15 protein-coding genes and 1 pseudogene are annotated in these 14,322 nt (G+C 75.0%); 1 reads left to right on the top strand and 15 read right to left on the bottom strand.

The genetic code is table 11. The annotated features are described in order from the left end of the window. Window positions 1-5 precede the first annotated feature (5 nt). Entirely contained in the window at window positions 6-2,873 is a 2,868-nt protein-coding gene (locus AB0F58_RS07405; RefSeq protein WP_357139343.1) for an alpha/beta fold hydrolase, read from the bottom strand. 544 nt (window positions 2,874-3,417) lie between these two features. Here AB0F58_RS07405 and AB0F58_RS07400 point away from each other — a divergent pair. Next, window positions 3,418-5,697 (top strand): AAA family ATPase, encoded by a 2,280-nt coding sequence (locus AB0F58_RS07400; protein ID WP_357139340.1) that lies wholly within the window; start codon window positions 3,418-3,420, stop codon window positions 5,695-5,697. Between the two features lie 136 nt (window positions 5,698-5,833). On the opposite strand, the gene AB0F58_RS07395 is transcribed toward AB0F58_RS07400, so the two are convergent. The 14 genes and pseudogenes from AB0F58_RS07395 to AB0F58_RS07330 all read right to left on the bottom strand — a co-directional run bounded on the left by AB0F58_RS07395 (window position 5,834) and on the right by AB0F58_RS07330 (window position 14,129). Continuing rightward, window positions 5,834-6,253 carry a gas vesicle protein K gene (locus tag AB0F58_RS07395; RefSeq protein ID WP_357139337.1) on the bottom strand — a complete coding sequence of 140 codons (420 nt, stop codon included), beginning with the start codon at window positions 6,251-6,253 and terminating at the stop codon, window positions 5,834-5,836. Continuing rightward, the gene (locus AB0F58_RS07390; RefSeq protein ID WP_357139334.1) at window positions 6,250-6,474 is read right to left on the bottom strand and encodes a gas vesicle protein; all 225 of its coding nucleotides are present in this window, start codon (window positions 6,472-6,474) and stop codon (window positions 6,250-6,252) included. Before AB0F58_RS07390 ends, AB0F58_RS07395 begins: the two co-directional genes overlap by 4 nt. Before the next feature lies 1 nt (window position 6,475). Continuing rightward, entirely contained in the window at window positions 6,476-7,297 is an 822-nt protein-coding gene (locus AB0F58_RS07385) for a GvpL/GvpF family gas vesicle protein (RefSeq protein ID WP_357139331.1), read from the bottom strand. Further along, window positions 7,287-7,652 (bottom strand): gas vesicle protein, encoded by a 366-nt coding sequence (locus AB0F58_RS07380; RefSeq protein ID WP_357139328.1) that lies wholly within the window; start codon window positions 7,650-7,652, stop codon window positions 7,287-7,289. Before AB0F58_RS07380 ends, AB0F58_RS07385 begins: the two co-directional genes overlap by 11 nt. Window position 7,653: 1 nt before the next feature. Further along, window positions 7,654-8,022 (bottom strand): gas vesicle protein, encoded by a 369-nt coding sequence (locus AB0F58_RS07375; RefSeq protein WP_357139325.1) that lies wholly within the window; start codon window positions 8,020-8,022, stop codon window positions 7,654-7,656. After that, entirely contained in the window at window positions 8,019-8,297 is a 279-nt protein-coding gene (locus AB0F58_RS07370) for a gas vesicle protein GvpG (protein WP_357139322.1), read from the bottom strand. Before AB0F58_RS07370 ends, AB0F58_RS07375 begins: the two co-directional genes overlap by 4 nt. A gap of 3 nt (window positions 8,298-8,300) precedes the next feature. Beyond that, window positions 8,301-9,056 carry a GvpL/GvpF family gas vesicle protein gene (locus AB0F58_RS07365; RefSeq protein ID WP_357139319.1) on the bottom strand — a complete coding sequence of 252 codons (756 nt, stop codon included), beginning with the start codon at window positions 9,054-9,056 and terminating at the stop codon, window positions 8,301-8,303. Between the two features lie 256 nt (window positions 9,057-9,312). Further along, window positions 9,313-9,489, bottom strand: a pseudogene (gene gvpJ / locus AB0F58_RS07360) (gas vesicle protein GvpJ); the annotation flags it as partial. 23 nt (window positions 9,490-9,512) lie between these two features. After that, window positions 9,513-10,697, bottom strand: coding sequence for an SRPBCC family protein (locus AB0F58_RS07355; RefSeq protein ID WP_357139316.1), 1,185 nt, complete (start codon window positions 10,695-10,697; stop codon window positions 9,513-9,515). A 2-nt stretch (window positions 10,698-10,699) separates the two neighbouring features. Continuing rightward, window positions 10,700-11,239, bottom strand: a complete 540-nt coding sequence (locus tag AB0F58_RS07350; protein WP_357139314.1) for a hypothetical protein — start codon at window positions 11,237-11,239, stop codon at window positions 10,700-10,702. 279 nt (window positions 11,240-11,518) lie between these two features. After that, a complete protein-coding gene (locus AB0F58_RS07345; protein ID WP_357139312.1) occupies window positions 11,519-12,028 on the bottom strand; it encodes a GNAT family N-acetyltransferase in 510 nt (169 codons plus the stop codon). Window positions 12,029-12,133: 105 nt separating this feature from the next. Continuing rightward, window positions 12,134-12,979 (bottom strand): hypothetical protein, encoded by an 846-nt coding sequence (locus tag AB0F58_RS07340; RefSeq protein ID WP_357139309.1) that lies wholly within the window; start codon window positions 12,977-12,979, stop codon window positions 12,134-12,136. 34 nt (window positions 12,980-13,013) lie between these two features. Then, window positions 13,014-13,439, bottom strand: a complete 426-nt coding sequence (locus AB0F58_RS07335) for a hypothetical protein (protein WP_357139306.1) — start codon at window positions 13,437-13,439, stop codon at window positions 13,014-13,016. Between the two features lie 168 nt (window positions 13,440-13,607). Continuing rightward, window positions 13,608-14,129, bottom strand: a complete 522-nt coding sequence (locus tag AB0F58_RS07330) for a DUF3263 domain-containing protein (protein ID WP_357139304.1) — start codon at window positions 14,127-14,129, stop codon at window positions 13,608-13,610. Window positions 14,130-14,322: the final 193 nt, after the last annotated feature.

Here is a 14,322-nt window from a genome sequence, read left to right as displayed (position 1 = left end):
CGCCATCACCGGTCCCCGCTTCCCCGGGAGTTCTCGCCGACCAGGGCGAGGAAGGCGTCCTCCAGGCGACGCCGGGGCACCACCCGGTCCACCCCGACCCCGGCCCGGACCAGCTCGGCCACCACCTCGCTGCGCGCGGTGCCGTTGGTGTCCACCACGAGCTGCCCCTCGGCGTCCGGCAGCACCCGTACGCCGTCGAGCCGGGCCAGCACCTCACGCGCGGTGTCGGGGTCGGTGACGTCGAACAACACGCTCGGCGACTCGCCGACGATCTCGTCGACCGGCCCGGAGGCGACGATCCGCCCCTTGTTGACCACCACCGCGTGAGTGCAGGTCTGCTCCACCTCGGCGAGGAGGTGGCTGGAGACCAGCACGGCCCGGCCGGCGGTGGCGTACCGCTGGAGCACCCGGCGCATCTCGGCGATCTGCGGTGGATCCAGGCCGTCGGTCGGTTCGTCGAGCACCAGCAGCTCGGGCAGGCCGAGCATGGCCTGGGCGATGGCGAGCCGCTGCCGCATGCCGTGGCTGTAGTTGTTGGTCCGGCGGTGCACCGACGCGCCGAGGCCGGCGATCTCCAGCGCCTCGGTGAAGTGCGCCTCCGCCTCCGGCCGCCCGGTGGCCCGCCAGTACGCCTTCAGGTTCTCCAGGCCGCTCAGGTGCGGCAGGAAGCCCGGCCCCTCGACCAGCGCGCCGATCCGGGAGAGCACCGGCGAGCCGGGCACCAGCCGGTGCCCGAAGACGTAGATCTCGCCGGCGGTGGGCTGGGTCAGCCCCATCAGCACCCGCAGCGTGGTGGTCTTGCCCGCACCGTTCGGGCCGAGCAGCCCGACCACCTGACCGGGGTGTACCTCGAAGTCGACGTTCGACACGGCGACGAAGCCGTCGGCGTACTCCTTGCGGAGCTGTCGGACGGCCAGCGGCGTGCCGGCGTACGCCGGGTGGACGGAGCTGTCCTGGCGGCGGTGCCGGCGGCGCAGCACGGCGACGAGCACGACGAGCCCGACCGCGATGGTGGCGAGCAGCCCGGCGAGCACCCACCGCCAGACGGTGGCCGTGGTGGGGATCGGCTCCCCGCTCACCGAGGGCAGCACGACCGGCCCGTCTCCCATCGCGACGGTGTGGACGGTCGGTTCGGCCGGCGTGGCGTACGCCTGGTCGCTGGTGGCGACGACGATCCGCAGCCGGTGGCCGGCCTCGATCCGCCGGACGATCGCCGGCAGGGTGACGGTGACCGGCCGGGCCTGTTCGATCGTGGCCGGCAGCCCGCTCAGCCGGACCGGGGCGACCAGGCCGCTGGGCAGGGTGGCGGTGCCGTCCGGGGCGACGTCGTAGAGCTTGACGAAGAGGACGGCCTCCCCGCCGGGGGAGGCGGCCCGGATGCTGACGGTGGGTGCGCCGACCACGTCGACCGCCCCGCCCAGCGGTGCGGACTCGAAGCGGGCGTGCTGGCCGGGCAGGTCACCGGCGACCCCGTCGAGCAGCGACGAGAAGGATCCGGCGAGCGGCAACGAGGAGATCGCCGCCGGGTTGCCGCCGGGCGGGTTGGCGATCGGCTGCGCCGGACCGGTCACGGTGACCTCGCGGCGCTCGTCACCCTCGACGCCGGGGTAGTCGGTGGTGCGGTAGCCGGTCGCCACCAGCCCCCGGTCGAGGGCGTCGAACCCGGCGATCCGCGACCAGGTGAAGTCGTCGCCCGGGGCGTCGCCGGTACCCGCGACGTAGTGGTCGAGCCACTGCACGGTCAGGAACTTCACCCGGTCCGAATCGGTGTCCGGGCCGTCGCCGCCGTCGTGCCCACCGGTGAACCAGGCGACCCGGACCGGGGTGCCGGCGGCGGCGATACCGCGCGCGTTGGCGTCGGCCTCGGCGATCGGGAAGAGGCTGTCCGCGGTGCCCTGCACCAGGAGGGTGGGGGATTCGATCCGGTCCAGCACGGTCGCCGGGCTGGAGCGGCGGAGCAGGTCGACGGCGGCCTGGTCACCCCGGCCGGTCGCGGCGATGCGCAGGTACGCGGCGCAGACGTCGGCGGCGAACCGGTTGCAGGCGGGATCCCCGGCGGCCGGCGGGGAGGTGGCCCCGGCCGGACCACCCGGGGCGGTCCCGACCGGCTCGTCGGGCTGACCGCCCTCGCGGGCACCGTCTCCGTTCTCCTCCTCGTCGCCGCCGGGAGGACCGGTCAGGCCGGCGGGGGCGGCGCCCGCGCCGCCGAAGAAGATCCCGGCCCAGCCCTTCTTGAAGACCCCGTCGGTCGCCGGGCGGCCGGTGCTCTCCGGCAGGAAGGCCCGGGGCAGGTCGTTCCAGGTGATCATGGGCACGATGGCGTCGACCCGCTGGTCCTGGGCGGCGAGGAGCAGCGCCAGCCCGCCGCCGTACGAACCGCCGACCACGCCGACCCTCGGGTCGCCGGCGGCGTCCGTGCGTACCTGCGGCCGGGCGGCGAGCCAGTCCAGCAGCCGCTGCGCGTCGCGTACCTCGTGGTCGGGGCTGTTCAGGTGGATCTGCCCGCCGCTGCGACCGAAGCCGCGCGCGGTCCAGGTGAGCACCGCGTAACCCCGGCCGGCGATCTCCTCGGCGTCGGCGCGGACCGTCTCCTTCGTACCGCCGAAGCCGTGCGCCAGCAGCACCGCCGGCACCCGGTTCCCGGCGGAGGCCCCCTCGGGCAGGTAGAAGGTGGTGTCCAGGTCGACCGGCTCGTCACCGGACGGCCCGGAGCGGACGGTCAGCAGCGCGGCCTCGGTCGTGTAGGCGGGACGCTCCGGCCACACCGCCCATCCGACGGCGGCGGCGACCAGCGCGGTAGCCACCGAGGCGGCGACGAGCCGGCGGCCGGTGGGGAGGGCACGCCGGAGCCGCGCGACCGTCAGGGTTGGCATGGGGATCACGGTACGGCGTTGATCCTGAGCGTTGGCTGAGATCCCCCGTACGGCCATCCGGCTCGGCCGATCGGCGAACCGGAGTGGTCGACCGCGCACGCCTCGGCGAAATCCGGCGTATTGAATTCGCATCACGTGAATTCAGAACCTTCCCCCGGAATCCCGTGAGACACCGTCATGTCACCGCGCGGATATCACCGACGGTTTCCCTCTCGCCACCCTCCGTCGCCGAGGCCGATTCCCACCCGGTCGGGGGCGGGAGCGCGCCCAACCTTCCGGGTAGATTTCCGGTTCGGTGCACCGGACCGGATCGGGCGTGTGCCCGACCCCACCCGCCGCGCCTCCTCGGACCCGCCGGGTCGGTGGTCCGCACCGCCACCGACCCGGCGACCCGGGCCCGTGTCGCACCGGCGATCCAGGCCCCGCGTTCCACCGGGTGTGCCGGACCGCACGTCCCGCCCGGCGACCCGGTACCGCGTCCCGTCGGCGAGCCGATACCGGCCGAACCGGGCCGACCTGGGCGCTGGCGGCTACCCTCGGGCGGGTGGCCGACCCCGAACTCACCCTGATCGCCAGCCTGCGACCGGCGGCACTCGACGCCCGTCGGGGCGTCGTCCGGCTGCACCCGGAGGTGCTCACCGCGCTGGCCCTACGGCCCGGCGACCCGGTCCGGCTGACCGGTCGGCGGCAGACCGCCGGCATCGCGGCGGTGGCCGAACCGGGTACCGGTACGGGTCTGCTCCACGCCGACGACCTCATCCTCGGCAACCTGGGCGTCCGGGACGGCGGCCAGGTCACGCTCAGCCCGCTGCCGCTCACCGCCGCCGGTCGGGTGACGTTGCGCGGCCCGGTGGAGATCGTCGCCGTCGTCTCCCCGGAGATGCTCCGGCTCGCCCTGCTGGGCAAGGTGGTCACCGCTGGGGACGACGTCTCGCTGCTGCCCCAGGACGTCAGCCCGGACGCCCCGGTCCGGCCGCTGGTCGAGGCCGCGCGCCGCAGCCTCGCCAACACCGTCGGGTACGCCTGGACCAGCGCCCTGCTCACCGTGGTCGCCGTCGACCCGACGCCCGGTTCGCTGGTCACCATGGACACGATCGTCGGCTGGGAGCACGGCGCGGTCACCCACGGCAACCCCACTCCGGTCGGCTCCCGCAGCACCGCCCCCGGTTCCCCCACCACCGGCCGCTCCGGCTCCGGTCCGTCGCACGGCCGCCCCGACGACGGCGCGGTCGCGACCGCCGAGGAGGCGGACCCGGCGCAGGCGCCGGACGTCGACGAGCTGCCCGGCCTGCGTACCCAGGCGGAGGAACTGACCGAGCTGTTCGACCTCGGGTTCCACCACCGGGAGGTGCTCGGCAAGCTGAACACCACGGTGTCGCTCGGGGTGCTGCTGAGCGGACCGGCCGGCTCCGGGAAGTCGGCGCTGGTCCGCGCGGTCGCCGCCGCCGTACGGGCCCGGGTCCACCCGGTCTGGGCGCCGGAGCTGGCGGCGTTGACCAATCAGGCCGCCGCCGACCGGCTCCGCGCCGCAGCTGCCGCCGCCCGCGCCGACGGGCCGGCGGTGCTCCTGGTCACCGACGTGGAGGCACTCGCCCCGGCGGACCAGCCCGGACCGCTGGCCACCGTCTTCCGGCAGGTCGTCGCGGAGACCGTACGGGCCGGGGCGGCGGTGGTCGGCACGACCAGCCGACCGGAGGCGGTCGACCCGGTGCTGCGCTCCCCCGACCTGCTCTCCCTGCCGATCACCGTGCCGCTGCCGGACGCGGCGCTGCGCCGGGAGCAGCTGACCGTACTGACCCGGCGGGTGCCGCTCGCCGGTGACGTACGACTGGACGAGGTCGCCGGCCGGACACCGGGCTTCGTCGCCGCCGACCTGGCCGCGCTGGTCCGTGAGGCGGGGGTACGGGCGGCGCTGCGGCAGAAGTCGACGGAGACCCCGACCGTGGCGATGGCCGACTTCACCGCCGCACGGGAGGTGGTCCGTCCGACCTCGATGGCCTCCGCCACGCTGGAACTGGCCGACGTCACCCTGGAGGACGTCGGCGACCTGGTCGAGGTGAAGGAGACCCTCACCGAGTCGGTGCTCTGGCCGCTGACCTACCCGGACACCTTCGCCCGGCTCGGCGTGCAGCCGCCGCGCGGTGTGCTGCTCTACGGGCCACCGGGCTGCGGCAAGACGTACCTGGTCACCGCGCTGGCCGGCTCGGGGCGGGCGAACGTGCTCTCGGTCAAGGGCGCGGAGCTGCTCTCCAAGTGGGTCGGGGAGAGCGAGCGCGCCGTCCGGGAACTGTTCCGCCGGGCCCGCGAGGCCGCCCCCACGCTGATCTTCCTGGACGAGGTGGACGCGCTCGCGCCCGTACGGGGGCAGGCCACCGACGGGGGCACCACCGACCGGGTGGTCGCCGCGCTGCTCACCGAGCTGGACGGCGTGGAGGCGCTGCGCAACGTGGTCGTGGTCGGCGCGACGAACCGCCCCGACCTGATCGACCCGGCCCTGCTGCGGCCCGGACGGCTGGAGCGGCTGGTCTACGTCCCGCCGCCGGACGCCGAAGCCCGGGTGGCGATCCTGAGGGCCTCCTCCCGGAACGTCCCCCTGGCCGACGACGTGGACCTCGCCGGGCTGGCCGAGTCGCTGGACGGTTTCTCGGCGGCGGACTGTGCCGCCCTGGTCCGGGAGGCGGCGCTCGCCGCGATGCGGGAGTCGCTGACCGCCTCCACGGTCACCGCCGCGCACGTCGAGCGGGCCCGGACCCGGGTCCGGCCCTCCCTCGACCCGGCGCAGGTCGCCTGGCTCGCCGCGTACGCCGCCGAACGGCAGGCCTGACCGGCCGGGCCGGCGGGATCAGCCGGGCCGGCGGGATCAGCCGGGCCGGCGGGATCAGCCGGGCCGGCGGAGCTGGCCGGTCCGGGCCGGCGGGATCAGCCGGGCCGGCGGAGCTGGCCGGTCCGGGCCGGCGGGGTCAGTTGGGCGGCCCGTCGGTCGGCAGCAGCGGGCCGAGCGGGCCGAGGTCCAGGTTCAGGTCCTCGGGACTCAGGCCGAAGTGGTCGCGCAGCCCGGCCATCTGCTCCTCCAACGCCATCAGGGTCACCCCGATCCGCTCGACCTGCTCGTCGGACAGGTCCCCCCGCTCGACCCGCCGCAGCGCCTGCCGCTCCATCAGCTGACGCAGCAGTTCGATCACGGTCAGCACCAGGCTGGCGAGTCCCCGCTCCACCGAGTCCCGGTCCACCGCCAGCCGCCGGTCCAGCGGCGTCACCCGGGGGGCCCGCCACTGCGGCTCACCGAGCGCGGCGGCCAACGCGGCGGCCTCGTCCCGAGGGGGCGGCCCGGCGACCCGGTCGCGCGGGGTCCGCGCGCCGGCCCCGTCCCGGGCGGTCATCCGGCACCGCCGGCAGGCTGCGGCGGGGTGAGCGCGCCGACCGAGGAGATCAGTGCGCGCAGCGAGACGTGGACCAGGTCGACGTCGGCGATGGAGATGGTGATGTCCCCACTGACCACCACCCCGGTCGCCAGGACCCGGTCGAGCAGGTCCACCAGGGCGACCGGACGGTAGGCCAGCGGGTCGTCGGCGCTGCTCGGTACGAGCGAGGTGGTGGCCACGTCAGCTCTCCGAGTGCCCGGCGATGAAGGAGTACGGCGGCCAGGGGCCGGTCAGCTCCAGCCGGAGCGCCGGGTACCGCGCGGCGAGCGCCGCGACGGCCGTACGGAACCCGCCGATCCCCTCGACCGGCACCAGGTACGCGCCGTTGAGGGCCATCGGGAAGCGCGCGCCGGAGAGCCGCTGGTCCTGCGGCGCGTGCCGGCGGGCCTCGGCCGCGTGACCGGCCAGTTCCGCGTGCACCGCCGCCGCGCGGTGCGCCGCGGCCTGTTGGCCGGTCTCCCGGGCCTGCAACTGCGCCCGACGCCGCCGCAGGTAGGCCGCTCCCGCACCGGTGCCGCCGACCGCCTCCGCCGTCGCTGGTGTCGCACCGCCGGCACCGGACGGCGGACCACCGGGCAGGAGGTACCCCTTGACGCCCCACTCCTGGTGGCCGGTGAGCCGGGCCAGGGTGGCGGTCAGGTCGGCCCGACGGTCGCGCAGCAGCCCGGCCAACCGGCGCTCGTCGGTGTGCACGGTGGCCAGCCGGGCCGGCAGCACCGGCCCGGTGCGGGCCAGCGCGTCCACCACCCGGTGATGCGCCCGAGCGGCGCGCTCCAGCCACACCAGGTCCTCCAGGTTGCGGCGCAGCGGCTGCTCGCCGTACTCGTCGAGGGGGACGGCGCTGAACACGGCGGCCAGGCCGGACCCGCGGACCACCCGGACCGGGGTGTCCGCCAGCCCGGCCACCGGGACCAGCGTGCCGGCGACGGACGCCGGGACGATGCCGTGCAGCCAGGTACCGGTGCCGGCGGGTGCCGGCGGGACGACCGGGTCAGGCCCCATCCCGATCCCCCAGACGCTCGCTGCGCGCGGCGATCCGCGGTCGCCGCTCGGCCTCGACCTCCTCCGGGTCACGCGGACCCGGCTCGACCGGCGGGCGGGCCCGGGAACTGAGCCACGGATCGTGCTCCCACCAGTCGATGCCGATCTGCCGGGCGGTGTCGACCGAGGCGATCACCAGGCGCAGCTTCAAGGTCAGCAGCTCGATGTCGAGCAGGCTGACCCGGATGTCACCGGCGATGACGATGCCCCGGTCGAGCACCCGTTCGAGGATGTCGCCGAGGTTCGCCGGATCGTGCCCGGCCGGAAGCACCTGCCCGGAGTTCTGCACCACCGAGGGGCCCTGTCCCATGGTCATCTCAGCCCACCTCGCCCTTGCCACGCTGGTAGCGGCGGACCCGCCGGAAGGAGAGCAGCTCGCCGTCGGCGTCCAGGTCCACCTCGTAGAGGCCGAGCAGGTCGGTCGACGCCGGGATGCGGTGGTCCTCCACCAGTTCCACCCCGACCCGCCAGCCCTCCCCGCTGGGCTGCACCGAGGTCACCCCGGACGGGTCCCGCCCGGTCAGCCGGCTGACCTGCCGCAGTCCCTCCCGGGCCGCCTCGCCGGCCGGGATCGCTTCGACCTCCTCCTCGTCGTACGGCTCGTCGTCGGTGTACCGGTCGTCGGCCGGCCCGGAGCGTCCCGATCCTCCGGGCCGGGACGCCGCCCGGCTCCCCTGCGTCCTCACCCTCGCCCACCCTCCTCGCGTCGGCCGGCCCCGGTGCCGCCACTCGGCCCGGCCGGGCCGACGAGCCGGTCGAGGACCTGCTGCTGCGCCCGGTTCCGCTGCTCGTCGGTCAGCTCGCCGGCCGCCGCGGCGGCGTCGATCCCCTCCAGCTCCCGGCGGACGTTGACCGGGTCGTACCGCTGGGCCTCCGCCTCCCGGGCCACCACCTTCAGCACCGCGGTCAGCCCACGGACCGGCGCGTACGGGAGGGTCAGCAACGACCACAGAAGCTCCACCGCTCACCCCGCCAGCTGGTGCGCGTCGACGAAGTCGTACGGGGCGAGCGGGCCGAGCAGCCGCATCCGGACCAGATCCCGGCGCTGGACGGCGAACTCCTCCGTCACCGCCACGAACTCGTCCGCCCGGTCGACGTCGACCAGGAAGGCCACGTGCAGCGCGTCCAGCTCGTGCCCGGGTGGGCGGACCGTGCTGGTCACCGCGACCGGACCGAGCACGTCGACCAGTTCGCGGGTCTCCGCCTCCCGGCGCAGTTCCACCGCCTGGCTGATCATCTCCCCGAGGCGGATGCGCTGCTCCCGGCTGGCCGCCTCCGGACGGCCCCGCACCCGCTCGGCGAGTTGCGCCACGTTCGGGTCCTCGGCGAGCAGTGCGCCGATCAGCTCCGGCTCCCGGAAACGGCCCCGCACGGTGTACTGCGTCCGTCCCTCGAACTCGTCGAGGGCGGCCCGGAACCGGTCCCGGTGCGCCTCCAGCAGGTCGTGCACCGCGTCGGCGCCGGTGACCACCGTGCCGAACCGCACCGGCACGACCGGGGCCACCACCGCCGTCCCGTCCAGTAGTTCCTGGTACGCGGTCAGGTCCACGGGACGACCCATCGGCTGATCGAGGTCCACCTCGCTGACCAGCGCGGCCAGCTCACCCTGGACCACCGCGGTCACCTCGCCCGGCGGGTCGCCCACCCCGACCGCGTCATCGGTCGGTTCCACGTCCGCGGGGACGATGCCGTAGACGAACGTCCCGCCCCGGCCGGCCATCTCAGTTTCCCCCGTCCGGGCGGGCGGCCCGGCGTCGACCGGAGGCGGCGCGCCGACCCCGGTCCGGACCGGCGTTCCCCCGGTCGGGATCCGTCCCGTTCTCGTCGCCGAGGACACCACGGGGTGCCCCGGTCGGTGCGGCGAGGTTCCGGACGGTTCCACCGAGGCCCGACGTGAGCCCCCTGGCCGCGTCGGTGACGGTCTCCACCGCCCCGCCGAGGCCCGGCCCCTCCCGTGGCGTGATGGCCAGCCGGTCGACCGCCTCGGCGAAGCGCAGGTACGTCTCGACGCTCGCGATCGTCACCCGCGCGTCGATGTCCAGCAGCGGGATGCCGAGCACCCCGACCGCCACCTGGGCGTCGATCACCACACCCTTGTCGAGGACCGTCTCGACCACGTCCGCCAGGCTCGACGTGGTACCCCGGTCCAGCACGGCACCACCGGCCGGTCCGCTGCTCACTCGTCCCGCTCCGTATGCCGGCGCCGGACCACGGGCCGGCGGCCGCCCTCCTCCGGCGTACGCCGGACGGTCGGGCGGGGCCGCCCCTCCTCGCGGGGTTGCGGGCGACCGCGTTCCGGACGCCGACGGTGCGGCCGTTCCTCCTCCTCCGGCTCCTCGTACTCCGGTTCCTCGTCGTACTCGTCGTACTCGTCCTCGTACTCCTCCTCGGCGGGACGACGACGGGGCACCGGGCGGCGCACCCGCCCGGCGGGACGACGACGTCCCCGGGGTGTCCCCTCCGGCTCCTCGTCCTCCTCGGGCTCCCGCCCCTGCGGCCCGGCCTCGGCCTGCTCCCGCTCCTCCCGCAGCGCCGTCTCGTGGTCCCGGACGACCTGCGAGTCACGAATCTCGCCGCGCCAGCCCTCCACCTGGTCCGGGTCGAGGACGGCGTTGGTCATCACGTGCCGCACGAAGTGCTTCAGTTCGAGACGCACCCGTCGGCCCTGGGCCCGCCAGAGGTTGCCGGTGTGCTCGAAGAAGCCCTGCGGGTGGTACTCGAGCACGACCAGGATCCGGGTGAGGTCCGGGGCCACCGCGTGGAAGCTGACCGTCCCGTCGACGGATCCCTTCTCCCCCTGGGAACGCCAGTGGATGTGCCGGTCCGGCACCTGCTGCACGATGGTCGACTCCCAGGTCCGGTGCGACCAGAAGACCTGCGCCTTCCAGGTCAGTTTCCCGTCGGACTCCTGGTCGACGTTCTCGACCTTCTTCATGAAGCTCGGGAAGTCGGCGAACTGCGTCCACTGGTCGTAGGCGACCCGCACCGGGACACCCACCTCGATCGTCTCGACGATGTTGGTGACCTTGAGCTTGTCCCTACCGCCCCGGTTCTTGCCGCTCCGGGCACCGATGGCCGCCATCACCTTCTCCTTACCGCCGGCCAGACCGGCACCGACCATCGCCCGGACCGGCGACCTGCCCTCGGCGAGTCCCTGCGCGCCCGTCGCCGCAGCGACCAGGCCCGGCCCACCTCCCTGTTTCGCGTACTCGCTGAGCCGGCCGGTCGCACCGGTGACCCGCTCGGTCACCACGGAAACGGCCCGCTCGCCGATCGCCCCGGCCAGGTCCCGGGCGTCACGGAGCAACTGGTCGCGCAGCTTGCCGCGCAGGTTCAGACCCGGGTTCGCGGGAACCGGCACGGTCACCACCCCCGCTGCCCGGCAGCGTCGCCGGAGCCGCTCCGGCCACCACCGCCACCCTTGTCCGCACGGTCACCACCACCGCCACCCTTGTCCGCACGGTCACCACCACCGCCACCCTTGTCCGCACGGTCATCAGCGCCGCCGTCACGAGCCGCGCGGTCACCCCCGCCGCCGTCTCGAGCCGTACGGTCGCCAGCCTCACCGCCGGCCGCGCGGTCCCCGCCGTCGCCGCCGGCCTTCCGGCGCAGGGCGTCGGCCCGGCCCCGGAGCTTGCCACTGACGGTGTCGATGCCGCTGCCGACGGCAGCGGTCGCCGCCGCACGACCGGCACCGACCAGTGGCCCCCCGAGGCGGCTCAGGCTGTGCAACTGGGGCGACGCCTGCACCCGGTCACCGAGCTTGCGCAGCCCGGCCGGGTCCCGGCTCATCCGTCCGGCGGCCACGGCGGCGGCCAGGGTCAACGCGGTACGCAGCCGGCGACGCCGGCCGAGGACGTAGCCGAGACCGACGGCGAGCCCGATTCGTGTCCCGCTCTTCATGGTGCACTCCTTACCTCCCCGGTACGTGCGGTGCGAAAGCCCGAATCGCGAGGTCGTGACAATTACCGGGGGCAGAACACGACACGGCGTCCAGTCGGGCAGTCCCGTTTCGACGGACCAGCCGGCAGTACCCGAGCCCTCGGCGACAAAACCTCGGGACACCATTGTCGAAGCGCATCGAGAAATGCAGGACTCGCCCGTCGGCGCAGCTCAAAGCGGACAGACCGGTAGCCGGAATCAGTTATTGCGCAGCATTTCCGAAACCGCGAAAGAAAAGAACTACGGCATCGGAGGCGCGGAATCCAGACAGATTCTGGCGTGTACGGTCTCGCCGTCCTCGTGCACCTTTGCGCCGCACCGCGCGAGCACGCCGAGCGCACCGGTGTTCTGGACGGTCGTCTCGGCGACCACGGTCCGCATGCCGTGTGCGGCGGCGACGTTGAGCAGCTCCCGCAGGGCCGCCGCGCCGACCCCCTGGCCACGGGCCGAACGCCCCAGCCACATCCCGGTCTCCACGGTGCCGGGCTCCGTCCGGCGGGCCATCCGGATCATGCCGACGACCTCGCCACCGAGCAGGATCGCGAACATGACGGTGCCGGTCGGACCGTCGAAGCCGCCGAAGTGGGCACGGTGGAACGCGCGGAACGCCTCCCGACGCGCCGCCGACCAGCCGGCCGGCGCCTCCACCGGCGGCATCACGTCACTCGGCTCCGCCTCGGCGGCGGCCACCGAGAGCAGCGGCTCCAGGTTCCGCTCGTCCACCGGCTCCAGCCGGACACCACCTGCCACGTGCCGCAGTCTGCCGGCCGCACCCGACCGGCGTCCACCCTTCCGCCGGGTGCCACCGGTCCGGCGGGCCGGTACCAGCCGGTCGGCGGGGGTGAGTGTTCCTGGTCACGCTCCGGGGTCGGTCGGCGCCACGAACTCACACAGGGCGACCGACGCGTCGTCGGCACGCTTGGTCCGCCGCAGCCGGTCCGGGTGTTCCCGCTCGGCGATCCGGACCTGCTCGATCAACGCCCCCGGCCCGTCCGTGCCGACCAGCTCCACCAGGCCGTCCCAGCCGAACAGGCCGAACTGCTCGACCGCACAGGACGCGCCGTCGCTGAGCAGCACCGCCCGCCGCAGCGCGTCCGGCCCGCGCAGCGGCACCGACCCGGTCACCGCGTGGTACGCCGCGTCCGGCTCACTGGCGGCCACCCAGTAGCCGTGCGTGCGGTTCATCCGTTCCCGCTGCACGGTCACCGCCCGGCGGAACCGGGTGACCGGATCGTCGGCACCGGCCGGCACGGTGTGCGCCACCGCGCGCAGTTCCGCCAGGGCGGTGTCCAGCCGGTCGTCGGAGACCACCGTCACCCGGCCGGTGTCCAGCACCAGCGGACTGTCGCAGAGCACCAGGTAGTCGGCCCGGTCCCCACCGTCGCGCAGCAGACAGACGGTGGCTGACGGCGTACCGGGGTGGTCCAGGTCGCAGACGCCGCCGTGGTCGGCCCGCACCGCCAGGATCGCCGCCGCCAGGTTGCTCATCAGGGTGGCGGCCGGACGGGTGGCCTCGGCGAGCCCGATCCGGGCCGCGAGGTGCCGGACGTACCAGGCCGGACCATGGACGCAACCGGTGTCGAAGCCGTCCGGCACGGTCGCACCGTCGAGCACGCCGACCAGGGGCCCGAAGCGGAAGACCAGATCCTCGTTCTCCAGCCGGCCGGGCGACGCCGTGGAAGCGGAGCTGACCTTCATCATCGGTGGCTCTCCCGTCGGTGGCCGGAGTGGTCCGTCATGGTGGCATACCGCCGGGAACGTCGGTCCGCAACGGGCGCACCGCCGGTGCGTACCGGGGTCGTCCGGTGTAGGGCTCCTCGGCGGTGTACGGCGCGTCGACCGCCGTCCCCTCCGGAAACGGCACGGGTTCCGGCAGCGGGGACGGCCCCCGGGCCGGCCCGGTCGGGCCCGACTGCGCCCCGGTCGGCTCCGGCACCGTGGACCCCCGCGCGGCGGCCTCCGGCACGGTGGGCTCCGGCACCATGGACCCCCGCGCGGTGGCCTCCGGCACGGTGGACGGCATGACGTCCCGCTCCGGCACCGTCCGGGCGTTCGTGTCCCGGTGCGCCAGGCGGGACCGGGCCAGCCAGCCCGCGAACGCCCCGGCCAGCGCGGCGGTCAGCAGCAGCGCCGGACGGTGGGCGTACCAACCTGCGGCCATGCGCGCTCCCTCGGTCGCCTCCGGGTCCCGCTCGGGCGGAACCAGGAGCCGCCTACCCGTCCCGCCCACCGACATGCCCCGGATTCCGTACCCACCGACGACGGCACCGGCTCTCCCACGACACGTCCGGCCGGCGGGGGTCAGGGATCCCTTCGGACCGGCGGCCGGTCAGCGGCGACGGTTCCGGGCCCGGGACGAACGCAGCCGACGCAGCCGACCGACCAGCAACGGATCGGCGGCGAGTGCGGCCGAATTGTCCAGCAGCGCGTTGAGAAGCTGGTAGTACCGGGTGGCGGAGAGGCCGAAGGTGTCCCGGATCGCCTGCTCCTTGGCACCGGCGTGCCGCCACCAGTGCCGCTCGAAGGCGAGGATCCCCCGCTCGCGTTCGGTCAGTCCGTCCGCAGGTTCCGACGCACCGGCGGCCCGCGCCGACGGCACAGCCTCCCCGCCGCGAGGCGGCGGCTGCGCTGCGCCGGCTTCCGGATCGGCGAACCCGGCCCGCGCCGCGCCGGCCTCCGCGCCGACCGGAACGGATCGCGCCGACGGCACCTCGGGCCCGTGCTCCGGGCCCGGCGGCGCGGACTCCACCTCCGGGGCGGAACGGGGTGGGGGCACCCCGCGCGAGGACGGCGACGACGCCGCATCCGGGCGGTCGGCACGCTCGGGGAACGCCTCGGCGGACGGCTGCATGACGCTCCTCGGGCAGGCGGCCGGCCGGGCGACGCCAACCGGGAACTCCCAGGGTAACGAGGTCGGGCCAGCCCCGCACGGCACGTCCGGCGCGCCCGGTGTGCCGGCAGGGGCCCGGCACCCGTCAGGCGGTGGCCGGGGGTCCCTGCCGGCAGGAACAGCGGCGGGTCAGGCGGTGGCCGGGGATCCCTGC

Source organism: Micromonospora sp. NPDC023956, from assembly GCF_040639195.1.
Classification (GTDB): Bacteria; Actinomycetota; Actinomycetes; order Mycobacteriales; family Micromonosporaceae; genus Micromonospora.
This window is presented reverse-complemented; position numbering and strand designations above follow the sequence as displayed.